Consider the following 24080-nt stretch of genomic DNA (forward strand, 5'->3'; position numbering starts at 1 on the left):
AGATGCCGATTAGGAAGGTTATGAAGGCCAACGAGGCTGCCGCCTGGGCGGCCAAGCTCGCCAAGCCGAAGGTCATAGCGGCGTTCCCGATTACCCCGTCAACGCTCGTTCCGGAGAAGATCAGTGAGTTCGTTGCCGATGGAGAGCTCGACGCTGAGTTCATCAAGGTCGAGAGCGAGCACTCGGCGATTTCAGCCTGCGTCGGTGCCTCTGCGGCCGGTGTTAGAACCTTCACCGCGACCGCTTCCCAGGGTCTGGCACTCATGCACGAGATACTCTTCATCGCCGCCGGCATGAGGCTTCCGATAGTCATCGCCGTTGGAAACCGCGCGCTGAGCGCTCCGATCAACATCTGGAACGACTGGCAGGACACCATCAGCGAGCGCGATACCGGCTGGCTCCAGTTCTACGCCGAGAACAACCAGGAAGCTTTGGACCTCATACTCATCGCCTACAAGGTCGCCGAGAACGAGAAGGTCCTTCTCCCGGCGATGGTTGGATTCGACGCCTTCATCCTGACCCACACCGTTGAGCCGGTCGAGATACCCGATCAGGAGCTCGTTGACGAGTTCCTCGGCGAGTACGAGCCGAAGTACGCCTACCTCGACCCGAGCAGGCCGATAACTCAGGGTACCCTCGCCTTCCCGGCCCACTACATGGAGGCCAGGTACACCGTCTGGGAGGCCAACGAGAACGCCAGAAAGGTCATAGACGAGGCATTCGCGGAGTTCGAAAAGCGCTTTGGTAGAAAGTACCAGAAGATCGAGGAGTACCGCACGGATGACGCCGAGATAATCTTCGTCACCATGGGCTCACTCGCCGGAACCGTCAAGGAGTACGTTGACCACCTCCGCGAGCAGGGCATCAAGGTCGGTGCGGCCAAGATGACCGTTTACAGACCGTTCCCGATCGAGGAGGTTCGCGCGCTCGCCAAGAAGGCGAAAGTCATAGCTCTCCTCGAGAAGAACATCACCTTCAGCGTCGGCGGAGCCCTCTTCCAGGACTTCAGCAGGGCGCTCATCAACGAGAGCGAGAAGCCGAAGATCGTTGACTTCATCCTCGGCCTCGGTGGCAGGGACGTCACCTTCAGGGACCTTGACGAGGCCCTCGCGATTGCCCAGAAGGCCCTCAACGGAGAGGCCGTTGATGAGGTCAACTGGATCGGCCTGAGGAAGGAGATTCTGTGAGGTGATGAAGATGGCCGTTAGAAAACCCCCGATTACCACTCGCGAGTACTGGGCACCCGGTCACGCCGCCTGTGCCGGCTGTGGCTGTGCCACCGCTCTCAGGCTTGCAACCAAGGCCTTCAGCGAGGCCATGGAGGAGAAGTACGGCGATCCGAACGCCTTCGCCATAGCCCAGGCCACCGGATGTATGGAGGTCGTTTCAGCTGTCTTCCCGTACACCGCCTGGAAGGCCCCGTGGCTGCACGTCGCCTTCGAGAACGCCGCTGCTGCCGCCAGCGGTGTCGAAGCGGCTTGGAAGAAGCTCGGAAGGAAGGGCAAGATACTGGCAATAGGCGGTGACGGTGGTACCGCCGACATCGGTATGCAGGCCCTCAGCGGTATGCTCGAGCGCTGGCACAACGTCGTTTACCTCATGTACGACAACGAGGCCTACATGAACACCGGAATTCAGCGCTCAAGCTCAACCCCCTACGGTGCCTGGACCACCACCAGCCCGCCGGGCAAGTACTCCATCGGTGAGGACAAGCCCAAGAAGTGGGTCGCCCTCATCGCCGCCGCCCACCAGGTTCCGTACGTCGCAACCGCCAGCATAGGCAACCCGTTCGACTTCGTCAAGAAGATGAAGAAGGCCGCCAAGGTGGACGGCCCGGCCTTCGTCCAGGTCCAGTGTACCTGCCCGACCGGATGGAAGAGCCCGCTCGAGAAGGGTGTCGAGATAGCGAGGCTCGCCATCGAGACCGGTGTCTGGCCGCTCTTCGAGATCGAGAACGGCGACATCTGGAACATCAAGATACAGGCCCCGGGAGGAGGCGCCAAGGTCAAGCGCGAGGGAGGAAGGGTCGTCGCCATAGAGTTCAAGAAGCCCATAGAGGAGTACCTCAAGCTCCAGGGCAGGTTCAAGCACCTCTTCAAGCAGCCGGAAGCTATAGACGTCATGCGCGAGCAGATCAAGGCCATGTGGAGGACCATCGGCGTCGAGGTCACCCTCCCGAAGCCGGAGGAGTGAGCTCCTCCCCTTTTGTTTCCCCATTTTGATGCCGTTAAAAGAGATGCAACATCATCCGGCGGTTCTTTCAGGCAGGATACCCTTGAAGCAACACGTTCTGAGGTGCGGGGCGTGATCGCGGCGGTCCTGGCGGGGGGCAGGAGCAGGCGCTTCGGGGGCGACAAGCTCCTCGTCAGAATCGACGGGAAGCCACTCATCCTCCATACGATTGAGAGGCTTGAGCTGGCGAGGGAGATAGACCGGATAGTCGTGATCTCATCCAGGGAGAACGCCGACAGGATTCGAGCGTTCGGCTACGACGTCCTCGTCGATACGCTCATGATCGGCCCGATGGGCGGCATCTACACCGCGCTGAGCCTCGGCGATGCCCTCGTGGTGGCCGGGGACATGCCCCTCCTCATCCCCGAGTTCGTTGACTTCATCATCGATATGTTCCTGGAGGCAAAAAAGCCGGCCTGCGTGCCGAGATGGGCAAACGGCTACCTCGAACCGCTCCATGCAGCGTATTCTAAGGATTTCCTCCCGCTTCTTAGAGAGAAGATCGAGGGGGGAGACTACGCCATAAACAGGGCCGTGCGGGAAAGCGACGCCTGCTACGTGGATATTGAGAAACTGCCGGAGGAATGGCGGGAGAGCTTCTTCAACGTGAACACCCGCGGGGACGTTGGAAAGCTGAAGGAAAGAATCGTTTAGATTTCCCTTGCCGGGGGCCCGGCTATTCAACCTTTTGTTCATAACACTAATATCAAAAAAGTGTTAAAAATCGTGCCACTCGACCTAAAATTGGTGATACAATGCTTGAGCTCAACAGGTTGGTGGCGGAGAGAAACGCAGAGGGAATACTGGAATACGCGAGAGAGTTCCACGGCCACGTCTGTCCCTACCTCGCCCTGGGGATAAGGGCATCGCTGATAGCGATGGATGAGCTCGGGGTCGGGAGGCTCGACTACTCGGGCAGCGTCGATGAGTCCATACTCGCGATAGTCGAGGTCAACAGCTGCTTCACCGACGGCGTCCAGGTGACAACGGGATGCACCCTTGGAAACAATTCGCTGGTGTACATCGACCTCGGAAAAACCGCCATGACACTCGTCAGGCGCTCCACGTGGGAGGGCGTCAGGGTTTACGCCGACGGGGAAAAGCTGAGGAGGCACTATCCCCCCGAAGCCCTCGAACTGTTCAACAGGGTCGTCAGGGAGAGGAGGGGGACCGAAGAGGAGAGAAAGCGCCTGTGGGGACTGTGGGAGGAGGTCGCAAAAACCATGCTCCACCTCCCCAGGGAAGAATTCAAAATCGAGAGGGTAAAGGTTCCGCCCATAGAACAGGCGCCGATAGTTGAGAGCGCCCGCTGCGCGAAGTGCGGCGAGCTGTTCATGGAACCGAAGGCGGTTTACATAAACGGCGAACCCTTCTGCCTCCGCTGCGCCGGCGAGGCGTACCCCGGGGTCGTCGGTGAGGGCATAGTGGAGATCAACCAGACCGCTCCAAGGGGGTGCTGACATGGGGAGAGTCATGAAACCTCTGCTCGCGGTTTTCCTCATACTGCTGACCGTCTCTCTGAGCGGGTGCATCGGAAACGCCGCGGAGAAAAGCGGGTCAGAAACCGCGACCGGGACCATAACCGTCACCGATGCCCTGGGAAGGACCGTGGAGGTTCCGGCTCACGTTGGAAGGGTCGTTGCGGCGGGGCCGGGTGCGCTCAGACTGGTCGTTTACCTCAACGCAAGCGACATGGTCGTTGGGGTGGAGGACTTCGAGAAGAGGTATTCCTTCGGAAGGCCGTACATCATAGCCCATCCCGAGCTTAAAGAGCTTCCCAGCATAGGCCCCGGCGGTCCCGGAAAGCTGCCGGATTTCGAGGCCCTGATAAAACTCGAACCGGACGTGATATTCATCACCTACGTCGATGCCAAGACCGCGGACGAGATAGAGGAGAAAACTGGAGTGCCGGTCGTCGTGCTCAGCTACGGGGAGCTGGCGACCTTCGATAACGATGAGCTGTTCAAATCGCTCGAGCTGGCCGGGAAGATCCTCAACAGGGAGAAGAGAGCGGAGGAGGTTATAAACTTCATCAAATCCGCACAGGAGGACCTCCTGAAGCGCACAGAAGGTGTCGAGCCGAGGAGCGTATACGTGGGGGGCATCGGCTACAAGGGCGCCCACGGGATAGAGAGCACGGAGGCGAACTATCCGCCGTTTGCGGCGGTACATGCAAAGAACGTCGCCGATGAGCTGGGGAGCGGCCACAAATCCATCGACGTGGAGAAGCTCCTCGAATGGCAGCCGGAGTACATCTTCATAGACGAGGGTGGTCTAAAACTCGTCCTCGACGACTACAGAAAGAACCCCGACTTCTACAACTCCCTCAGAGCAGTGAAAGAGGGCAACGTTTACGGTATACTGCCGTACAACTTCTACACCACCAACATAGGCACGGCCCTGGCGGATGCCTACTTCATAGGAAAAGTCCTCTATCCCGAGCGCTTCCGCGACGTTGATCCCGAGGAGAAGGCGGACGAGATATACAGGTTCCTCCTCGGAAAGCCCGTTTACGCCACCATGGCGGACCAGTTCGGAGGCTTCGGGAGGATAGACCTCTCCAACGGAACCGTGAAGCACTCACTACCGACGTCGCCGTGATGACCATGGACTACGAGAGGTACACCGCCAGAAAGCTCTCCATTGGCCTTTTCCTCTTTCTCCTCACCGTCCTGGTTAGCCTGTACTCCCTCTCCCACGGCTCGTATGAACTCACACCCCGCGAGGTTCTGGAGGCGCTCCTCGGGGGAGGAAGCGGGGGCGCGGGGCTCGTCGTCTGGAAAGTCAGGCTTCCCCGCATAGCCGCGGGCCTCCTCGTGGGGGCCACCCTGGCCGTGGCCGGGGCAGTCATGCAGGGCTTCCTCAGGAACCCACTGGCCACGCCCTTCACTATGGGGGTTTCCCACGGCGCGATGTTCGGGGCCTCCCTCGCGATACTTCTCGGAGCCGGCTACGCCGAGAGCTCCGGCAGGATATCCCTTGACAACCCCTACGTGGTCGTCCTCTTCGCCTTCATGGGGGCGATAAGCGCCACGGCGGTAATACTGCTCCTCGCGAAGCTGAAGGGACTGAGCCCGGAGGCGATAATCCTGGCTGGAGTGGCGATGGGCTCCCTGTTCGTGGCCCTGACCACCCTCGCCCAGTACTTCGCCGACGAGCTACAGCTCGCGGCCATGGTTTACTGGAGCTTTGGGGACCTCGGCAGGGCCACGTGGAGGGAAGATGCCATAATGGCCGCCACCTTCATCCCTGTCCTCGGGTACTTCATCGTCAAGCGCTGGGACCTGAACGCAGCGGTCATGGGCGACGAGGTGGCGAAGAGCGTTGGCGTGGATGTTGAGCGGGTGAGGCTGGTCTCCACGTTCCTCGCGGCCCTGATAACCGCGGTCAGCGTTGCCTTCGTCGGGGTCATAGGCTTCGTTGGCCTGATAGCCCCCCACGCGGTGAGGCTGGTGGCGGGTGGAGATTATCGCTTCCTGATTCCCCTATCGGCGCTGGCCGGGGCGCTCCTTCTTGTAACCGCGGACACAATCGCGAGGCTCATTCTGTCGCCGATGATACTTCCGGTGGGCATAGTGACGTCCTTCCTCGGCGCGCCGGCGTTCATCTACCTGCTGGTGAGGATGGAGGGAAGGAGATGAAGCCGTCATCCGAAAAGATCGTCCTGAGCGCCAGAAACCTGCGGTTCTCGTACAACGGTTCCGAGGTGCTCAGGGGGATCAACCTAGATGTCTGGGAAGGCGAGTTCGTGGCGGTGCTCGGGCCCAACGGTGCCGGCAAGAGCACCCTCGTGAAGTGCCTGGCGGGGATACTGAACTGCGGGGGAGTGAAAGCCTTTGGACGGCCCCTCGGGGAATACTCAAGGAACGAGCTCGCGCGCATCATCGCCTACGTCCCTCAGAGAACTGAGCCAGGGTTCATGACGGTCTTCGACACGGTGCTCCTCGGGAGGAGGCCCCACATGGGGCTGAGGCCATCAAAGAAGGACATCGAGGCCGTCATGGCGGCCCTAAGGACGCTCGGGATAGAGAACCTGGCAGCTAAAACCACGAACAGACTGAGCGGCGGTGAGCTTCAGAAGGTGGGGATAGCGCGGGCCCTCGCCCAGGAGCCCAGAATACTCATCATGGACGAGCCAACGAACAACCTGGACATAAGAAGCCAGCTGGAGGTTATGAGACTCGCCAGGGGGTTCTCCAGGGAGGGAGGAACCGCGATAGTGGTGATGCACGACGTGAACCTAGCGCTGCGCTTCGCGAGGAGGTTCATCTTCATGAAGGAGGGCAGGGTCATGGCAGAGGGAGGTCTTGAGATCCTCGACGGGAAGCTATTCAGAGAGATTTACGGCGTGGACGTTGAGATTGGAGAGATACGGGGCATACCCACCGTCGTCCCCCTGTAGAGTACCCAAACATGAGTAATACTGTCAAATTTTTGGACAAAACTTTTAAGCTCCTTAGGGCAACCTAAGCCGGAGGTGAATGAGATGACGATCAAAGCTCCCACACTCAACATAGGAGGACTGGGCGCTGACCCGCTCACCCAGAGGATAAACGAGAAGCAGGAGAAGTGGACGTACAAGATAGCCGTCCTGAGCGGCAAGGGCGGCGTCGGCAAGAGCACCGTGGCGGTTAACCTCGCCGCGGCCCTGGCAAAGAAGGGCTACTTCGTTGGAATACTCGACGCGGACATACACGGGCCGAACGTCGCCAAGATGCTCGGCGTTGACAGGGCAGAGGTTCTGGCCGAGAAGATGGAGGACGGCAGGTTCGAGATGATACCGCCTATGAACGACTTCCTCGGACAGACGACCCCGATAAAGGTCATGAGCATGGGCTTCCTGGTTCCGGAGGACCAGCCGATAATCTGGCGCGGAAGCCTCGTCACCAAAGCCATCAAGCAGCTCCTCGGCGACGTCAACTGGGGCTCCCTCGACTTCATGATAATAGACTTCCCGCCCGGAACCGGCGACGAGATACTGACCGTCACGCAGAGCCTCAAGCTCGACGCCGCGGTTATCGTCACCACCCCGCAGGAGGTCGCTTTGCTCGACACGGGCAAGGCGGTTAACATGATGAAGAAGATGGAAGTGCCCTACGTGGCCGTCGTCGAGAACATGAGCTACCTCATCTGCCCGCACTGCGGCGGCGAGATAGACATCTTCGGCAAGGGCGGCGGGAAGAAGCTCGCCGAGAAGGAAGGCGTTGACTTCCTCGGCGGCATACCCATAGACCTCAAGGCCAGGGAGGCAAGCGACGCTGGCATACCCATAGTCCTCTACGAGGACACTGTTGCCGCCAAGGCCTTCATGGAGATAGTGGACAAGCTCGTCGAGAAGCTCGAAGCGATGAAGGCGGACGAATCCAAAGCAGAGTAATCCTCCCGTTATCCCTTCCTTCTTTATCGGGTTTCCCTGCATTAACTTTTTAACCACCTCCGGGTATCTCATCGGGAGGGAGAGCATGAAGAGGGTTCCCGTTCTAATCGCGCTCATCCTCCTGCTGGCGGTTCCACTCGTTTCTGCCGGCGAACTGGCATATTATCCAGACCCCGAAGCGTTCCAGGCGTTTCTGAGCTCAAATTCCACCTACACCGTCGTCCCGGGCAACGAGACCTGGGCGATGGGCTGGGCGTACTACGTGGACGAAAAGCTCTACACCGTCAAGCGTCATGGAAACGACACCCTGGTTCTCGTCGGCAACGTTTACAACAACGGGCTCATGGCGTCCGTCTGGAACCGGACGGGACTCCCCGCGAACGCCTCCCTTCTCCCCTCCATCGTCGTCCTCAACGGCACCGTTCTCATAACAGGCTCGGAGGATAGCATCCACCTCACGGAGAGGGCATTTGAGGGACTGTGGAACCCCCCCAGAGGCTCGGTGGCCACGTTTTTGACCCTTGCCTTCACCATAATCATCGTATTCCTGGCCCTCCTCAGCGGCGACGACAGCCACGCGGGAAGGTTCTACGCCCTGGCAGCTTCCCTCTTCCTGGTCTGGTACCTCACGGCGGAAAGGCCGGGACTCACCGACGGGTTCCTGGCGTACCTCTCGTCCGCCCTGAAGTTCGCGGTCGGCGGCTCCCCCGACTCCCCCCTGAGCGCCATCATGGGAGCAGTCTTCAGAACGGTGCCCCCAATCGAGGAGAACATAATCTTTGCACACTGGCTCCTTATACTCATAATAATGTCCTTCGCGTTCTACCTGGCGCCGAAGAGATCCCGCGAGCTGGGCTTTCTGGTCTTCGGGCTGACCTTCGTCGCCCCGATGTTCAGGGAGAGCTTCCGTGAGGTAAGCGGCGGCGCCCTGGGCCTCGCGGGTTTCATGATAGCCCTCGCGATAGTGAGCAACGTGACGTTCTCGCCCGAGAAGTGGAAGGCGCTCCTACAAACGGGTGTGCTGTCCCTGTTCACCCTCCTGGCGGTGGCGATAAACCCCCACCTCGCCCTGATGCCGCTGATATTTGTAATAGCCTTCCCCAAGAGGCACCTCAGAAACTACGCGTACCTGCTCATAACGGGCATTGGCGTCCTCCTGCTCTACGGGGCCTTCGGACTGCCGCGCGGCATACCCTCAAACATGGATCCCAACGCACCCGCACACGTCAGGGACTTCCTGCTGAACGGCTCCCTCACGATCGCAACTGCGGTTTACGCGATCGCGGGAAGAGAAAAGGGCATAAGAATGAAGGGACAGACGGCATTTCTGCTCCTGATGACCATGGTCTACATCCCGGTGGCGCTCTTCGTGCCGGCCATGTTCCCCTACTGCTTCGTCCTGCTGGCAGCCCTCGCGGTCCGCCTGATCCACGGGCTCACTCCTAGAACTTGATCGCGCCGATGAGGGTTCCCTTCAGGTGCGGCCCTATCTCCTTGATTATGCCCGGCGCCTGGGTGCCCTTCTTGAGTATTAGGAGGGTCTCCATGAGGCCGAGTTCCTCAATCCGCTTCACGTCCCTGCCGTGACCGGTCCGGATGAGGGCCTTCTCAACGTTCTCGCTAACCGTCCCGGTTATGAAGAGCTTGTCGTGACCGTCGTTGAGCCAGGAGTTTATCCTCTTCAGCTGGGAGTCGCTGAAGGTCAGCTCAACCTCCCTTGCACCGAACTCCACCCCCCTAACGGTCACCTCGACGGGGAGGTTGTCAACCCAGCCGAACCTGCCTATCATCTCCCTGACCGGAATCTCACCGAAGGTCTCCTTCAGGTAGTAGAGGGGCAGGAGGGCGTCCTTCGGCCTCGGGCTGAAGATCCCGATGTCAACGTAGGCGCCGTAGCCAACCTTCCCGAGGTCTATAAAGCGACCGCGGTAGGTCTCTCCCTCCTTAACCGCGCTCAGCCTGTACGGAACCTCACCGAACTCATCGCGCACCAGGTTCGCGCTTATCTCCTCGTCCTCCCCGGTAAGGGAGACCTTCACCCAGTTCTTTTTGACGGCGGAAAGCTTCCACTCAACTTCCAGGTCGCCCAGAAGGGCCCTCAGCTTCCTGTCGAGTTTAAGAAAACCGCTCCTGTCACCGTAAACTTTCTCCAGAATAACCACTTCTTCCATTCTCACCATCCCCGAAGTTCATTAAAGGAAAGCCATTCAGTTGGACTTCTTTCTGGGCTTCTTCCTGAGGCCCAGCTCAATCTCCAGCTCCTCGATGCGTCTCTTGAGCTCCTCCACGACCTCGGTGTTGTCGTACTGCATGAGCATCGCGCCGCATATCGGGCACTGGAACTGGTAATCCATGGCCTCGTCGAAGGTAAGCTTCGGATGGCCCGGCGTGCCGCAGTGGTAGTATATCTCGCTGGTCTCTTCCTCCAGCATCTCCCTGAGCTTCTTGAGCTCCGCCATCTTCTTGGAGCGAATTATCTCGGGGAGGCGCTTGGTCTCAAGGCGCCAGTAGTAGTAATACCAGCCGGTCTCCTTGTCGCGGATGCGCTTGAACTCCGCCAGCCCCTGGTCGTAGAGCATGTAGAGAACCTTTCTCACAGTATTAACGCGTATCTCCGTTATCTCCGCAAGTTCCTCGTCCGTGGCTTCCTTCTTCTTCTCGAGGGCTTTGATTACCTCAACGGCCTCCTCGCCGCCCATGTCCATTGCAAGTTCGAGGAGCTCCTTGTTCTTCCGCCTTGCCACAGTAACGACCTCCAGAGAATATTCGATCCCCTGACTTCACGCCCACAGAGCTGTCCAATATTAAACTATGTGAGCTGGACTATATATAGGTTTTTGTCATATTTCCAACCTCAATGAACAGAAAAGAACATCAGATGCGGGGTCACTCTGTGAAGTACTCGTTGAGGAGCTCCTTCGCCGAGGGCTTGTAAAGCTCCACAACTTCTATGTGCTCTATGACGTTTCCCTCGCGGAGCTGGAGCTTTACCTTCCCGCCGTAAACCTGAAGATCATCGAGCATGCCGTATATGGCATCCTCCGCCTCCAGGGGGGTCTTGAACTTCATTATGTACTCTTCTCCCTCCGAGAGAATGAGCTTGACCCAGTACTCGTTCTTCCTCTTGAAAGGACGGGTGATCTTGGGCTTGAAGTTGTCGATTATGATTTCCAAGCGCGCCACCTCCACTCTAAGGACTTTTGGCCCCTCTAAGACTTTTAGGGCACGGATTTTTAAGGGTTTCTTAAGGGGAAGCTTAAAAGGAGTACATCGGCAGGTATTTAAACGTTATGAAATGGGCCCCGCCCACGGAGAGGAAAAGAGCCCGCTCAGTTCCTGCCGAAGGGCAGGTTGAGGCCCACCTCCCCGGCGGCGGCTATGACGTCCTCAAGGGGCATCACCGCGCTCCTGGCCCCAACCTGCTGAACGGTGAGGTACGCCAGAAGCATCCCGAGCCTCGCGGCGTCGTCCAGGCCCCATCCGATGAGAACACCGTAGATAACGCCCGCGTCAAACGAGTCACCGGCACCGGTGGAATCAACTACCTCCGCGCTGAGCCCCCTGATTTCGTGAACGTTTCCGGAGGCGTCCCTGACCAGCGCCCCTCCCCCGTTCAGGGTAACCACGAGGTTTTTGGCCCCCGAGAGAGAAAGGTCGAGGGAACCGAACTTTCTCCGGTACTCATCCTCGTTCATCATTAGGTAATCAACCTTCTCCTCGATTTCCCTCGACAGCGGGGCCTCCCCTATGTCCAGGGAAACTGTTATCCCCCGTTCACTCGCGAACTCCACCACCTTCTCTATTGTATCCATCGGGTTCGAGGAGAGGTGAACGTGCCGCGCCCTGGAGAGGTAGTCGAAATCGATGTCCTTGAGGAGGTTCGCACCGGGGTACTTCACTATCCTCTTGTCCTCCCCCCGTATCATCGCTATGGCCACACCCGATGTGGCATCGACGACCCTTATTCCGCCCGTATCAACGCCTATCCTTCTGAAGTACGAGAGGTGCGCCTCACCTATCTCGTCCCTCCCAACGGCGCCTATGTACCCGGTTCTCAGACCGAAGTGCGCGAGCCAGCTTATGGTGTTCGCAGCGGCGCCGCCGAGGCCGAAGAAAGCCTCCTCCGCGTTGACCTTCTCGTGAAATTCCGGAAAACGCTCGATGAGCATTATGATGTCGTAGTTAAGGTTCCCAATCCCCACCACATCGAACTCCACCGCACTCACCCCTGCGGTGGAAGCTACGGGGCATCCGTTAATAACCTTGCGCCGCGGGGGAAAGATTTAAATATCCATTCCTACTCATATATGGGTAAGAGGTGAACAAAAATGATGCTCATACTCGAGGCCTACTTCAAGAACTACCCCGCCAGGAGAAAGGTGGCCGAGTTCCTGTTCGAGAACGGCCTCAGCGTAAAGAATGGTAAGATATACCTCCGGAACGTCGAGGTTCCAATAAGCGAGCTCGCCAGGATAATCGGGGTCAACAGGAAGATAGTCTATCACACCATCGAATACATAGAGAAGACCTACCCCCTCAAGTTGATATTCGAGAAGCTCAACCCGCTGCCAAGCCTCATCGACGTCGCCCCGCTGATGGGATGGGAGGTTCTCGAGATAGAGCTGGACAAGGAGAAGTACCTCCAGGGTTTCTCACAGGTGCTCGGGCTCCTACACCAGAACGGGGTTCCCGTTATGGAGGTCTTCAGCAGGAACCTCCGCGAGGAGCCGACGAAGCTCTACATAGTCATTGACGGAACACTCCCCGTCGAGGTCTTCGTGAGGATCAAGGAGATGGAGGGCTTCAGGAAACTCATACTCCACACGCCCGAGAAGGATAAGGAGAAGTACGTCTGCAACTACTGCGAGGTCAAGTACTGCCCCAAGAGGATCCTGATGGAACGCCTCGCCTCTACCCGGTGACCCTGAACCCCTCAAGCCCCTCCGGTTCTTCCCATTTTACCTCCACACGGGTTACCCTCGCGAGGGCCGGCCCCTGGTGCGCCCATCCTATCAGTGCCTCGACCCGCTCCTCGTCCCCCTCCACAACGGCCTCAACGGTGCCGTCGGGCAGGTTTCTCACCCACCCGCTGACGCCGAGCTTCCTCGCCTCCCTCTGCATGCTCCAGCGAAAACCAACGCCCTGAACGCGCCCGTGGATTCTAAGGTGCGCCCTCACCCGTTCCATACCACATCCCGTCCTTAATACTCCCGCAACCGATTTAAGCTTATCCGTTGAGCTTAAGACGGGTGGGAGGATGGAGATGATACTAGTTTACACAACCTTCCCCGACTGGGAGAGCGCCGAGAAGGTGGTGAAGGCACTCCTTGAGAGAAAGCTCATCGCCTGCGCAAACCTCAGGGAGCACAGGGCGTTCTACTGGTGGCAGGGGAAGATTGAAGAGGGCAAAGAAGTCGGCGCCATACTCAAGACGGAGGTCGAGAAGTGGAGGGAGCTGAGGGACGCCATCAGGGAGATGCACCCTTACGAGGTCCCCTTGATAGCCAGGATAGAGGTGGACAAGGTAAACGATGAATACGCGGAGTGGCTCGAGAAGGTGCTGTCATGATAAGGAAGGTCAAGCCCCAGATACGCGTCGTTGGGTTTGACGATGGGACGTTCTCTTTCTCTCCCAAACTCCAGCGGGAGAAAACGATTCTGATAGGCGTCGTCATGAAGGGCTCCCGGGAGGTTGTTGGCGTTCTCTCGCGCTGGATAACCGTCGACGGAAAGGACGCCACGGAGGCCATGATAGACGCCATCAGCTCATCCAGATTCAAAGATCTGAGACTGATCCTCCTCAAGGGCATTACCTACGCCGGCTTCAACGTCGTTGACCTGGAAAGGCTCCACAGGGAAACGGGACTGCCGGTCATAGTGGTCGTCCGGAAGAGACCGGACATCGGGGCGATGGAGGCCGCGCTCAGGAAGCACTTCGCCGATGCGGAGGAGAGGCTTGGGCTTCTTAAAAAGGCGCCCCCGCTGGTTGAGATGATACCAGAAAAGCTCTACTTCCAGGCTGCGGGCGTGGACGAGAAGACCGCGGTCGAGATAATCCGGGCCACCACCCGGACCGGCCTAACCCCCGAACCCCTCCGGCTGGCACACATGATAGCCTCCGCGGTAATGACGGGCGAGAGCAAGAGGGAGTAGGTTTATAAGGCGAAAATTGGAGAAAAGAACGACCGATGATGGCAACAGGGTAGCTACCGAATCCTGATGTGGAAGCCGTTCCAGACTGAGGTCAATCACACGGAACCAGCAGCACAGGAACTTTTGAGTCCCTTATGACACGCTCCGCAGTGCTGCCAAGGAGCAGGTCCTTGATGAAGCTCCTCCCCTTCTTGCCGATGACTATGAGGGTCGAGTTCTTGGCGAGTGAAGTTCCAATTATCGCCTGGCTCGCCGAGCCCACCATCACCTCGGTCTCAAACTTTGCCCTCAGTCCCCTCGCGGACTTCTCGAGGTTCTTCTTCGCCAGCTCTATGTTGTGCTCAAGCTCGTCCATACTGCCGTAGTCAACCGAGTGGAGCAGAATTCCGCTCTCCACCAGCTCCTCAAACTTCCGGACTGTCTTGAGAACCTTTATAGAGCAGTTTGAGAAGTCCAGGGCCACCAGCGGACGCCTGAAGACCTCGGAACAGTCCCCGGACAGCTCAAATTTACCGTCCCCCTTGACATACTTGAGGAGCAGGACCGGCCGCTTCGTGGCCCTCGCAAGGTTCGAGGCGGTGCTTCCGACGAACATCGTCCTCCATATGTTCTCCCCCATGCTGGGGATGACAACCAGGTCCGCGCCCTTCTCCTCGGCGGTCTCGGCTATCTCTATCGAAGGAATTCCTATCCTCACGATTGCCTCGACCTTCACACTGTCCTTCCTGAGCTCCTCAGCCAGCCCCTCCAGCCTCTCGCGATACACGTCCTCGAGTTCAAAGGCCTCGAACTCGGCTATGGTTATATCGACGACGTGGATGAGGTACAGCTCCCTGACACCCATGGAAATGAGCCTGGGAATGCAGGTGCGCAGGGCGTGCATCGATACATCCGAAAAGTCGGTCGGGTACAACACTTTCTCAAACATCCCGGACACCCCAGTATTAATTTGGACGTCGATGCTTATTATCGTTGCCCATGTATTGGAAAGGGTTATAACGCCTCGATTGAAGTTTGAACGGTGATAGCTATGGTCAAGAGGGTCCACATATTCGACTGGCATAAGGAGCACGCCAAGAAGGTTGAGGAGTTCGCGGGCTGGGAGATGCCCATCTGGTACTCCAGCATAAAGGACGAACACCTCGCCGTTAGAAACGGCGTCGCAATCTTCGACGTCTCCCACATGGGGGAGTTCATCTTCCGCGGAAAGGACGCCCTTGAGTTCCTCCAGTACGTCACGACCAACGACATCTCAAAGCCCCCCGCCATAAGCGGAACCTACACCCTCGTCCTCAACGAGCGCGGAGCGGTTAAGGACGAGACGCTGGTGTTTAACCTCGGGAACGACACCTACATGATGGTCTGCGACAGCGATGCCTTCGAGAAGCTCGAGGCATGGTTCAACGCGATAAAGAGGGGCATAGAAAAGTTCGGTGAGCTGGACCTCGAGATAGAAAACAAAACCTACGACATGGTCATGTTCTCAATCCAGGGTCCGAAGGCGAGGGACCTCGCAAAGGACCTCTTCGGCATCGACATCAACGAGCTCTGGTGGTTCCAGGCGAAGGAGGTCGAGCTCGACGGAATTAAGATGCTCCTCTCAAGGAGCGGCTACACCGGCGAGAACGGCTGGGAGATTTACTTCGAGGACGCCAACCCCTACCACCCGGACGAGAGCAAGCGCGGAAAGCCGGAGAAAGCTCTCCACGTCTGGGAGAGAATCCTCGAGGCCGGAGAGAAGTACGGCATAAAGCCGGCCGGACTCGGTGCTCGCGACACCCTCAGGCTTGAGGCAGGCTACACCCTCTACGGCAACGAGACCAAGGAGCTCCAGCTCCTCAGCACCGACATCGATGAGGTTACCCCCCTCCAGGCCAACCTCGACTTCGCCATCTTCTGGGATAAGGAGTTCATAGGCAAGGAGGCACTCCTCAAGCAGAGGGAGCGCGGCCTCGGCAGGAAGATGGTGCACTTCAAGATGGTTGACAAAGGCATCCCGAGGGAGGGCTACAAGGTTCTGGCCAACGGCGAGGTCATAGGCGAGGTTACCAGCGGAACCAGCTCCCCGCTCCTCGGAATCGGCATAGGAATAGCCTTCGTGAAGGAGGAGTACGCCAAGCCAGGCGTTGAGCTGGAGATAGAGATAAGGGGCAAGCCCAAGAAGGCCGTAACCGTTGCTCCGCCCTTCTACGACCCCAAGAAGTACGGGGCCTTCAGGGAGGAGTGATTTTTCCTCTTCTTTTTCCAAAAACCTTTTAGGTAATGGGGGCGTTACCTGGTAACAGGGGCAGGACCAAATTTTATTCGGAAAGCCAAAATCGTTGAATTTATATGCCCCGGAAATGAGTTGAAGCCATGTCCAGCAAGCACGCCGTCGGCGCGGTGCTCCTGTGGTCAACGGTTGCCTCGGCCTTCAAGCTCTCCCTGCGCTACATGAGTCCGCTCCAGCTCCTGTTCTACGCGTCCCTAACCTCGCTCCTTCTCTTTGGTATGCTCTACGCGAAAGAATTCACCCCCAGAAAGGAAAACCTCCGCTCCGCTTATCTCGGCCTTATAAACCCCCTCCTGTACTACACCGTTCTCTTCTCGGCCTACGACAGACTGCCTGCCCAGGAGGCGCAGGCTCTCAACTACACCTGGCCGCTGATGCTCGTCCTTCTCTCTATTCCGCTCCTGGGAAAGAGGCCCGGCGCAAGGGCGGTACTTGGCCTGCTCCTCGGCTTCATGGGGGCCATCGTGGTGGCAACAAAAGGGAACCTCGGGGGCCTAAACTTCACCGATCCCCTTGGGGTGGCCCTCGGCATTGGAAGTGCCGTTATCTGGGCGAGCTACTGGCTCCTCAACCTTCGCGACGGGAGAAAGCTGATCGAGAAGATGTTCTGGAACTTTCTGTTCGGCTTCATCTACGTCTCAGCGGCCGTTGCGGTAACGGGAAACTTCGCCGTTCCCCCCGCCGGAGGTCTCGCCGGGGCAATCTACGTCGGCCTCTTCGAGATGGGGGTTACCTTCCTCCTCTGGTACAGGGCCGTTGAGAGCGATATGGCCTTCGCCTCGAACCTTGCCTACCTCGTGCCATTCCTCAGCCTGTTTTTCATCTCGGTCGTCGTCGGGGAGAGAATCGTCCCAGCAACGGTGGTCGGGCTGGCGATGATAGTGGGGGGCATAATCCTCGGAAGGGAACAATAAAGCTTTTAAATGGGGGTCGCTTTAATTATAGCGGGCCAGGGCGGTGGTAGTCTAGCCTGGTCCAGGACACCGGCCTCCCAAGCCGGTAACCCGGGTTCAAATCCCGGCCACCGCACCATCTTCTTCTCGCGGACGTTACTCATACCTTTCTGCCCACGATGAGCCTGACTATTCCACTGTAGTGGCTCTCCTCGTGCTCGATTTCGAAGTATTTTCTGGCCAAAAGGTGCGTCTCCCTCAGCGTGTTGTCCTCCAGCAGAAAACCGAGGAGAACGTCGAGGGGCCTGAGAAACAGCCAGTTCAAAAGCCGGCAATCGCTCTTCGTGTGCTCCAGGAAAACCGCCCTTCCGCAGGGCTTGAGAACGCGGTGGATTTCCCTCATGGCCCTCTCAGGGTTGGGAACGGTGCAGAAGACGAAGGAGGAAACCACCGTGTCGAAGCTCCCGTCCGGAAACTCCAGGTTCTCGGCGTCCATCACGTAAAATTGAACGTTGAGACCGAGTTCTCTGGCCTTCTTCCTCGCTATCTCGACCATCTCCGGAACTGCATCAACGGCGTGGAGTTCAACCCCTTGCGAATAGTAGGGGAGCATCTTCCCGACGCCAACGCCGATTTCAAGGACCCTTCCGCGGGCAAAGCTGGCCGCCATCTTCCTGAGGGGGCAGAAGAACCTGTCCAGGGGCTTTTCCAGGACGTTGTAGCGCTCTCCAAGCCTCGCGTACTTCTCCCTGAAGCTCATGCCCCAAAATCCCTCCTCCCGCTTAAAACCCTAACTGGGCAGGAGTGTGGAGTCGAGTCGGCAGGCTTTTAAGGCCAAAGGGCAAAGCCGACCCGGTGATGCTCATGCCGTACCTGCTCATAGAACACCTTGAGGAACTGCGCGACTGGGTTCTGCTCGAGTACAGGCACGCGAGCGAATGGTGGGGAGAGAGGCTGATATTCACCAACGTGGAGCCGCACGAAAGGGAAGAACTCGCGAAGTTAGGAAGTGTGATAGCGGCCAGTGTTACGGAGTTCCCCCTTGACAGGTCGAAGCTGATAATCCTTGACCCCTTCGCAGAGGAGGAGCTGAAGCCGGAGGATATAGAAGAAGACAGCGTAATCGTCGTGGGTGGAATCCTCGGCGACTTCGAGTTCACTGGGAAGACCAAGAAGTTCATAACCGAGAAGATCGAGGGCGCGAAGGCCAGGCACATCGGGAGCGTGCAGTTCTCCATAGACGGTTCCGCCATCATCGCGAAGCTCATCGCGGAGGGAAAGAGGCTGGGAGAGATAGAGTACGAGCTGAACCCCACGATAAAGCTCGACGAGTTCAGCGAGATAACCCTCCACTACGCCGTGCCGAAGCTGGACGGAAAGCTTCTCCTCACGCCTGGGCTGATAGAACTCCAGAAGAGGGAGCTTGGGTACACTGAGGCGGACGATGAGATAAGCGACGAGGAGCTTGAGGCGTTCTTTGAGGGGAAGGGGGAGTTATGATAGCGAAACTCTACCAAGTGCTCCCAATAGAAGTGTTCAAGATACTGGCAAGACACAACTTCAGCTTAGTTGGGTCCTGGGGGAGCATTATCTGCTCAGGGGAAATACACTCCTAATTCGGGGCTTCCGCTCAAAGTGACCTTCAGGGGAAAGACACTAGCTCGTGCTGGACCTCGAAGGCTGAGTTTACATTGGGGGTGGGGCTTTCAAGAAACCATAAAGTATTCCACGACGCTACCTTTTGTTCCCGCGTAGGCATCGTCACAAATCGCCATTTCCCTCCTCCCGGATGGTATAACACTGGGCGAAGGGGTTAAATACCGCCTGCCGTATCTTTTCCTATGATGATAAAGAGGAGCGAGTACGAGCGGTGGATGAAGCAGGCCGGGAGAACCCTTTCCTCGGCCCGAAGGGATCTGGAGGAGGGTTACTATGAGTGGGCCAGCTTCAAGGCCCAGCAGGCGGCGGAACTGGCGGTTAAAGCTTTGTTACGCGGTCTCGGCTACGCCCCCATCGGTCACTCAATCACGCGCCTTCTCAGGGAGCTCCGGGCGGAGGGTTTCAGCATTCCAAGGGAGATCCTTAGCATGGCGATGGAGCTCGACAGGAACTACATAGCTCCTCGCTACCCGGACGCTTATCCAGAAGGCGCACCCTTCGAGTACTACTCCGAAGACGTTGCCGGAGAGCTGATATCCTACGCGGAGGAGATTATAGAATTTGTGAGGGGGCTTATCGGTGATCTCGAAGGAGCTTGAGAGCTTTGTTAAGAGGCTCGTTGACTACTTCCACGGGGACGTCACGGTAATCCTCTTCGGCTCCCGCGCGAGGGGGGACTTCAACAGGGCAAGCGACTACGACCTTATCGTGGTCTCAAAGCGACTGAAGGGGAACCCTCTAAGGAGGACGCGCCCGCTCTACGAGCTGAACGATGAGTTCCTCGACCTGGACATACTGGCCTACACTCCATCAGAGTTTCTCAGGGCTATGGAGAGCCTCTCGCCTTCAGTTCTCGACGCAATGAAGGAAGGAATCCTGCTCCACGATAATGGATTTTACAAGACCGCTAAGAGGCACTTTGAGGAGCTGAAAAGGAAGGGGCTCAGAAAAGAGCGCTACTGGAGGGTAGAGGGGTTTATTCAAAGAGGGTAGGCACAGATACTCAACTGAAGCTTAGGAAAGCGTAGAGAGCTGCGCTTTAATCGACATTTCAGCGTTCTTAGAACCTTTGAGCCCGATCGCCAAAAGCTCCCCCTGTATCTTCTCACCCTGAGGTAGTGGGGTACCATGATTATGAAGGCAAGCCCGCGATTATGAAGCTGGTATGAACAATGTACCGGTAGTTTTTACATGAGCTCATCGCTCACTTGTTAAATATTCACCGTTCAGCATGGCGTGCCAGTCAAGAAGAGCTCCGACATCGCTCGGGGGCCAACCTCCAACTGTCGAGAAAGTTCATGATACCGTACGCAAAACTCGCCCTACCAATCACGATCAAAAATACGGCCCAGCCTATTATTTCCCTCCTCCCGGAGGGTATAATATCCACGAACAGGCCCTCAGAAGAGCCTCTCTACCTCCCTCCAGACCCTCTCCCTGTCCTCTTTATCAACCACCAGAAAAACCTCCTGAACGCTCCCGTCGCTCTTGGCTATCAGCTTCAAACCGGTTGCAGTTTCCCTCGACACCTTTATCTCAAAGCCCCTCGAATCACTCGCGTATATCCTGCCGGGAATTACCTTCTTGACCCCGGGTATGGCTGCTATCCTTTCCAGCGGCTTCTCAAGACCCTTCAGGAAGTGGTGCTCCCTCTTGACGCCTCTCTTGAAGTGCCTGGGCATGTTTCTTAGAACGCCCGCCGGGTTTTTAGCGTTTTCTCACCGCCGAACCATGAAGAACCAGGTGAAGCCTATCAGCGCCAGCAGAACGACGGCCGCCCAGAACTCGAGGGCGTACGTTTTTGGCACTTCACATTTGGTGAACGTTACGTTGTCAGCCTTCACAAGAAAGCCTCCCTCAGTTGGTTCTCCGAGGAGGAGGGGCCTCAAATTTCCGTCGTAGTACAGGACATAAACGTCTCCCCCGCCGCTGACCGCAACGCTCTCGTTGCCGAACTCCAGCAGTTCTCCAGTGGAGTTGGCGTCCGGCGCGAAGTAGTGGGTGAAACCGGGCGGCACCAGAAGGAGGACGTTCTCAAGCCTGTACACCCTGAGATAAGCCGCCTCTTCACGCGCCCACAGGTATTTCTCCACGGACTTCAGCGGGAGCTTAACGTTTTCCTCGGGAATGCTGAGGGTGTCGCCGGAGACCTGGAGGGGCATGGCCCCGGGCGGTTTCTCAGGCGAGTCCCCCACCAGCTTGATGTTACCGCTCCCCTTAACAACCGTCACGCCCTTGAAGTAAGTCCCGTTTTCGACGTTCTCCACGTCAATGGTTCCAAGGGTAACGTTCCTGGCGACGTTAACCGCGACCAGCTCGTTCTTCCCGGTCTGGACCACCAGGTACGGGACCGCAACGGCGAAGTTGGGTTCCTCACCGGTGTTCGACTTCACCACGGTGACCGGCTCAAAGCAGTCCCGCCCCATGCGGTAAACCCTGACCGAGCCGTCCATAGTGGCCACAAATAGGTAGTAGAACCCCCTGTACTGGTAAACCACCGGGGCCTCCCAGGACCCGCCCATGAAATACGCCCCGCTGGAGTTTATGTAGAAGTTGTAGTAAACGCAGCAGGTATCCGGCACGAGTGCGCCGCTCATGGAGGGCGAGTATGTGGTGTATTCAAGCGACAGCACCGCCGCGTCCCCGTAGGTAGCGACGACGTAAAAGTCCAGGCTTTCTGCCCCGAGGTAGTCTGCGGAACCCGATGGCAGAGAAAGGAAGAGAACATGGAGAACCAGGAGAAGGCCAAGAATCCTTCTCATACTCACGCCCTCTTCCTGACCTTAACCGCAACGCCCTTCCTGGCTCTAACCATCTCCTCTCCAGCCAAAACTGCCTTTCCGACGCCTATTACCTTTCCGTCCCTCACTATGCCCACTATGTCGTCCGGCCTTATTGCGGGATCGGCCTCGTCAACGCCGACCGCGAAGACGTCGCCGCGGAGCTCGAAGTCCACCTTCACCCAGTAGCTCCCAACGACGTCGTATACCCGCTGCATTCCGAAGGGGGTGACGCTTATCACGCCGTCCTTGAAGGTTCCAGTCTGCTGGTTTTCAACGAAGAGGCGAAGCATCTTGGAACCCCTGACTTTCCCGTCATCCGGGAGAACTGCCTCACCCGCCCCAGGCCCGAAATAGAAGTCAAAGACCTTCCTAATGTTCTCGAAGTAGCGGTAGGTCCTGTCCTCCTTGGTTCCCTCAAGTTTGAACTCCCTCAGCGTCTCGGTGAGGGACTTCAGACTCTCCTTGCTCGTCGTGCCGTTCTTTACCTCGGTAAAGATTATTTCCCTGCCGGAAAGCTCGCCCGCGAGCTTCGCTATCTCCACGTAGGCCTCGTCGAGGTGAGCTATGATTGGAACGTCCTTCGGGTACTTCTCAAGGGTCTTCGCCAGGAGTTCGGCCGCGGGCTTAATCTCCTCCTCGCTCCAGTGGCCGGTAACCACTATATCGTACTTGGCCAGCCACTCCCACTCCCTTGGGACAACGCCAAAGGGCGAGGTGAGGATAAGCTCGTGGACTTTGGAGATGCCGGAACCGAGGGCTTCCTTTACGGCCCTCCGGTAAAGTGTGTGACTCCTCGAGAAGGAGTAGGGCTTTTTGGCCGAGCACGGGAAGAGGAGAACCAGTTCGGTGTTCCTCGGAGGAACGAAGCGCTCGGCAACCCTCGAATGCCATCTCCTAACCTCGGGCCTTCTAATCGAGGCGTCGCTGATGAAGTAAACCGTCTCCCTCTGGATCGGCGTGTACTTCTCAAGGTAGTCGGAATGCTCAAGGTCGGCTATCCTCAGTATCCCCGCGTGGTACTGGGTGCTGAAGAAGTTCTCAACGAGGTAGCGGAGCTTTCCCTCCCTCAGGGCGTTCCTGACCAGTATGATCGTCTCACGGGCGAAGTCGAGGGAGTTGCCTTCTTTCTTCCAGAGGAATGGGCTGTACCCGGTGAAGCCCTTCCCCTCGAAGTCGTAGAGCTTGAGAGAGCGGGTGTCGAAGGCATCGACGCCGAGGTAAACGGCGAGCGGATAGAAGAACGGTTCCAGGTCGGCGATTATCATGACGTTGGGGAACCTCTCGCGGAGTTCCCTTAAAATCCTCACGAAGTAGCGGTACTCCCTCACCAGAACCTTTGAGTTGCCGAGGTAGACGGCATCGAAGTTGTAGCGCTCGATTATCTTGAAGAACTCACCCAGGTGGGAGGTCCTCCTCAGGGCAGGCAGGTAGAAGGCGTTGAAACCCTCGTAGTTCACGCTCCAGAGCCTTCCCAAAGCTTTCTCTATAACCTCGTCCGGCGTGTAGAAGCCGAGGGGTATCGAGGGGGCAAGGTTGAAGTCGTACTCCTCCGGCCCCCGGGGATGGAAGAAGGAGTTGAACGGGGAGAGCGTGAAGTCTACCCCTGCCAGTGCCGGGGTCGTGAAAGAGCGCTCCCCTACCCTGACGAGACCCAGTCTCCCGGGCCCCTCGTGCCTGATGACTTCCATAGCCAGGCCTCAGACAAGGTTGTACCTCTGGAGGAGGAGCAGCTCGTCGAGGGTGAGCTTCTCGCCCTTCTTGAACTTCTCAAGGGCCTCGACGGCCTTCTCGAAGCTGGCGTCCTTCTTGGCGTGCATCCTGGCAACGAGCCTGTAGGCGATGAGCTCCTTGTGCTTCTCGTCGTACTCCCTTATCTTCCTCTCGATGCTGCGGAGCTCCTTCCTGACCTCCCTGATCTTGTCACGGAGCTCAACGACCTTGGCGTGGTACTCGTCGGCCTCCTTCTTGACCTCGTCGGCCTGGTTGAACGCCGCTATCATCTGCTCGTGGAACTGCTGGCTCTGGTTGGCGAGCTTCTGTATCTCGAGGCTGATGTTCCTCCTGGCCTTCTTGAGCTGATCGACCTTCTTCCTGGACTCGACGAGCTTCTTGTGGAAGCGCTCGGCCTGCTGGAGTATCTCAAGTTCGGTGGCGAGAACCTGTATCTGATCCACGATCTGCTTCTCCCTATCGGGCGTGATGTTCGGGTTGGTCTGGAGCTCCCATTCGAGCTTCTCTATCCTCTCCTGGATCTTCGCCGGCGGCATCTTGAGCCTGCGGAGCTGGTTGTACTCGTCCCTCTTGGTGCGGTACTCGAGTATCTCCTGGTAGAGGAGGTCGAGCTTCGCGTTTATCTCCTCACGGTTCTTCTTCAGCTCCTGTATCTGCGCGTTGATTTCATCGCGCTTGGCCTTGTACTCCCTGCCCTTCTGGCGGAGCCCCTTGACCTCGTTGTTCTTCTCGTCCCTCTTCTGGATCCAGATTTGAAGCTCCTTTTCAAGCTCATCCAGTTTGGCCCTTATCTCGTTTCTCTCCTTTTCAAGGGCCTCTATCTCCCTCTTGATCCTCTTAATCTCCTCTGGGTCCACTTTCGTCTGCATCGCTCTTACCCCTCTCCCTTTTTAGAACAGCTGACCTGCTCAAACATTTCTGGACTCAAAAAGGAATGAGCAAATAAAAACTTTTTGGCCAGAATTCCCTCAACCGGAGAA

The 24080-nt window shown here is 57.6% G+C and carries 28 protein-coding genes and 1 tRNA gene; 18 read left to right on the forward strand and 11 right to left on the reverse strand.

The annotated features are described in order from the left end of the window. The first annotated feature begins 2 nt into the window (after nt 1–2). The 9 genes from porA to FH039_RS11840 all read left to right on the forward strand — a co-directional run bounded on the left by porA (nt 3) and on the right by FH039_RS11840 (nt 9062). Nucleotides 3–1187 (forward strand): pyruvate synthase subunit PorA, encoded by a 1185-nt coding sequence (gene porA, locus FH039_RS11800; protein WP_139681464.1) that lies wholly within the window; start codon nt 3–5, stop codon nt 1185–1187. A gap of 10 nt (nt 1188–1197) precedes the next feature. Further along, nucleotides 1198–2193, forward strand: coding sequence for a pyruvate synthase subunit PorB (porB, locus tag FH039_RS11805; RefSeq protein ID WP_139681879.1), 996 nt, complete (start codon nt 1198–1200; stop codon nt 2191–2193). Nucleotides 2194–2304: 111 nt separating this feature from the next. Further along, a complete protein-coding gene (mobA, locus tag FH039_RS11810; RefSeq protein WP_139681465.1) occupies nt 2305–2886 on the forward strand; it encodes a molybdenum cofactor guanylyltransferase MobA in 582 nt (193 codons plus the stop codon). Between the two features lie 101 nt (nt 2887–2987). Beyond that, entirely contained in the window at nt 2988–3692 is a 705-nt protein-coding gene (locus tag FH039_RS11815; RefSeq protein ID WP_139681466.1) for an FmdE family protein, read from the forward strand. A gap of 13 nt (nt 3693–3705) precedes the next feature. Beyond that, entirely contained in the window at nt 3706–4833 is a 1128-nt protein-coding gene (locus tag FH039_RS11820; protein WP_206206177.1) for an iron ABC transporter substrate-binding protein, read from the forward strand. A 5-nt stretch (nt 4834–4838) separates the two neighbouring features. Continuing rightward, nucleotides 4839–5873 (forward strand): FecCD family ABC transporter permease, encoded by a 1035-nt coding sequence (locus FH039_RS11825; protein ID WP_139681881.1) that lies wholly within the window; start codon nt 4839–4841, stop codon nt 5871–5873. Then, entirely contained in the window at nt 5870–6634 is a 765-nt protein-coding gene (locus FH039_RS11830; protein ID WP_139681467.1) for an ABC transporter ATP-binding protein, read from the forward strand. The genes FH039_RS11825 and FH039_RS11830 overlap by 4 nt, the downstream gene beginning before the upstream one ends. Nucleotides 6635–6718: 84 nt before the next feature. Continuing rightward, on the forward strand, nt 6719–7609 hold the full coding sequence (locus FH039_RS11835) for an Mrp/NBP35 family ATP-binding protein (RefSeq protein ID WP_139681882.1): 891 nt from the start codon (nt 6719–6721) through the stop codon (nt 7607–7609). Between the two features lie 85 nt (nt 7610–7694). Next, nucleotides 7695–9062: a hypothetical protein gene (locus FH039_RS11840; RefSeq protein WP_139681468.1), complete on the forward strand. Its 1368-nt coding sequence runs from the start codon at nt 7695–7697 to the stop codon at nt 9060–9062. On the opposite strand, the gene FH039_RS11845 is transcribed toward FH039_RS11840, so the two are convergent. From FH039_RS11845 to FH039_RS11860, 4 genes are all read right to left on the reverse strand, one after another. Beyond that, nucleotides 9052–9780 (reverse strand): DUF2110 family protein, encoded by a 729-nt coding sequence (locus tag FH039_RS11845; RefSeq protein WP_139681883.1) that lies wholly within the window; start codon nt 9778–9780, stop codon nt 9052–9054. The genes FH039_RS11840 and FH039_RS11845 overlap by 11 nt on opposite strands. A 36-nt stretch (nt 9781–9816) precedes the next feature. Continuing rightward, complete coding sequence (tfe, locus tag FH039_RS11850) at nt 9817–10353, reverse strand: transcription factor E (protein WP_139681469.1); 537 nt, start codon at nt 10351–10353, stop codon at nt 9817–9819. A 142-nt stretch (nt 10354–10495) separates the two neighbouring features. Further along, nucleotides 10496–10783 (reverse strand): hypothetical protein, encoded by a 288-nt coding sequence (locus FH039_RS11855; RefSeq protein WP_139681470.1) that lies wholly within the window; start codon nt 10781–10783, stop codon nt 10496–10498. A gap of 155 nt (nt 10784–10938) precedes the next feature. Continuing rightward, nucleotides 10939–11778 carry a carbohydrate kinase family protein gene (locus FH039_RS11860; protein ID WP_240703321.1) on the reverse strand — a complete coding sequence of 280 codons (840 nt, stop codon included), beginning with the start codon at nt 11776–11778 and terminating at the stop codon, nt 10939–10941. A 159-nt stretch (nt 11779–11937) separates the two neighbouring features. On the opposite strand from FH039_RS11860, the gene FH039_RS11865 reads away from it, so the two are divergent. After that, nucleotides 11938–12531 carry a regulator of amino acid metabolism, contains ACT domain protein gene (locus FH039_RS11865; RefSeq protein WP_139681472.1) on the forward strand — a complete coding sequence of 198 codons (594 nt, stop codon included), beginning with the start codon at nt 11938–11940 and terminating at the stop codon, nt 12529–12531. Here FH039_RS11865 and FH039_RS11870 read toward each other — a convergent pair. Continuing rightward, complete coding sequence (locus FH039_RS11870; RefSeq protein ID WP_139681473.1) at nt 12521–12796, reverse strand: acylphosphatase; 276 nt, start codon at nt 12794–12796, stop codon at nt 12521–12523. The two genes, FH039_RS11865 and FH039_RS11870, sit on opposite strands and share 11 nt — an antisense overlap. A gap of 70 nt (nt 12797–12866) precedes the next feature. Here FH039_RS11870 and cutA point away from each other — a divergent pair, with 70 nt between their 5' ends. Together cutA and FH039_RS11880 are read left to right on the forward strand one after the other, a co-directional pair. Further along, nucleotides 12867–13178 (forward strand): divalent-cation tolerance protein CutA, encoded by a 312-nt coding sequence (cutA, locus tag FH039_RS11875; RefSeq protein ID WP_139681474.1) that lies wholly within the window; start codon nt 12867–12869, stop codon nt 13176–13178. Continuing rightward, a complete protein-coding gene (locus tag FH039_RS11880; protein WP_139681475.1) occupies nt 13175–13762 on the forward strand; it encodes an endonuclease dU in 588 nt (195 codons plus the stop codon). Before cutA ends, FH039_RS11880 begins: the two co-directional genes overlap by 4 nt. 91 nt (nt 13763–13853) lie before the next feature. Here FH039_RS11880 and FH039_RS11885 read toward each other — a convergent pair whose 3' ends face one another. Next, a complete protein-coding gene (locus FH039_RS11885) occupies nt 13854–14690 on the reverse strand; it encodes a universal stress protein (RefSeq protein ID WP_139681476.1) in 837 nt (278 codons plus the stop codon). A gap of 102 nt (nt 14691–14792) precedes the next feature. Here FH039_RS11885 and gcvT point away from each other — a divergent pair, with 102 nt between their 5' ends. The 3 genes from gcvT (at nt 14793) to FH039_RS11900 (ending at nt 17066) form a co-directional block, all read left to right on the forward strand. Then, nucleotides 14793–15989 (forward strand): glycine cleavage system aminomethyltransferase GcvT, encoded by a 1197-nt coding sequence (gene gcvT / locus FH039_RS11890; protein WP_139681884.1) that lies wholly within the window; start codon nt 14793–14795, stop codon nt 15987–15989. 128 nt (nt 15990–16117) lie between these two features. Beyond that, nucleotides 16118–16948: a DMT family transporter gene (locus FH039_RS11895; RefSeq protein ID WP_139681477.1), complete on the forward strand. Its 831-nt coding sequence runs from the start codon at nt 16118–16120 to the stop codon at nt 16946–16948. A 40-nt stretch (nt 16949–16988) separates the two neighbouring features. Beyond that, nucleotides 16989–17066 (forward strand) — tRNA-Gly (locus tag FH039_RS11900). Between the two features lie 21 nt (nt 17067–17087). On the opposite strand, the gene FH039_RS11905 is transcribed toward FH039_RS11900, so the two are convergent. After that, nucleotides 17088–17687, reverse strand: coding sequence for a class I SAM-dependent methyltransferase (locus FH039_RS11905; protein WP_139681478.1), 600 nt, complete (start codon nt 17685–17687; stop codon nt 17088–17090). 104 nt (nt 17688–17791) lie between these two features. On the opposite strand from FH039_RS11905, the gene FH039_RS11910 reads away from it, so the two are divergent. From FH039_RS11910 to FH039_RS11920, 3 genes are all read left to right on the forward strand, one after another. Beyond that, nucleotides 17792–18427 carry a hypothetical protein gene (locus FH039_RS11910; protein ID WP_139681885.1) on the forward strand — a complete coding sequence of 212 codons (636 nt, stop codon included), beginning with the start codon at nt 17792–17794 and terminating at the stop codon, nt 18425–18427. 344 nt (nt 18428–18771) lie between these two features. Further along, a complete protein-coding gene (locus tag FH039_RS11915) occupies nt 18772–19185 on the forward strand; it encodes a HEPN domain-containing protein (RefSeq protein WP_206206178.1) in 414 nt (137 codons plus the stop codon). Beyond that, nucleotides 19166–19579: a nucleotidyltransferase domain-containing protein gene (locus tag FH039_RS11920; RefSeq protein WP_139681479.1), complete on the forward strand. Its 414-nt coding sequence runs from the start codon at nt 19166–19168 to the stop codon at nt 19577–19579. The genes FH039_RS11915 and FH039_RS11920 overlap by 20 nt, the downstream gene beginning before the upstream one ends. 407 nt (nt 19580–19986) lie before the next feature. Here the strand turns inward: FH039_RS11920 and FH039_RS11925 are convergent, their stop codons facing one another. The 4 genes from FH039_RS11925 to FH039_RS11940 are packed head-to-tail and all read right to left on the reverse strand — an operon-like array spanning nt 19987 to nt 23969. Next, complete coding sequence (locus tag FH039_RS11925; protein WP_139681480.1) at nt 19987–20268, reverse strand: DUF2103 domain-containing protein; 282 nt, start codon at nt 20266–20268, stop codon at nt 19987–19989. A gap of 36 nt (nt 20269–20304) precedes the next feature. After that, nucleotides 20305–21348: a hypothetical protein gene (locus FH039_RS11930; RefSeq protein ID WP_139681481.1), complete on the reverse strand. Its 1044-nt coding sequence runs from the start codon at nt 21346–21348 to the stop codon at nt 20305–20307. Nucleotides 21349–21350: 2 nt separating this feature from the next. Then, on the reverse strand, nt 21351–23057 hold the full coding sequence (gene arcS, locus FH039_RS11935) for an archaeosine synthase subunit alpha (protein WP_139681482.1): 1707 nt from the start codon (nt 23055–23057) through the stop codon (nt 21351–21353). A gap of 9 nt (nt 23058–23066) precedes the next feature. Then, nucleotides 23067–23969: a coiled-coil protein gene (locus tag FH039_RS11940; protein WP_139681483.1), complete on the reverse strand. Its 903-nt coding sequence runs from the start codon at nt 23967–23969 to the stop codon at nt 23067–23069. Between the last annotated feature and the right edge of the window lie 111 nt (nt 23970–24080).

The sequence above is a fragment of the Thermococcus indicus genome (genome assembly GCF_006274605.1).
GTDB classification, from domain to species: Archaea; Methanobacteriota_B; Thermococci; order Thermococcales; family Thermococcaceae; genus Thermococcus; species Thermococcus indicus.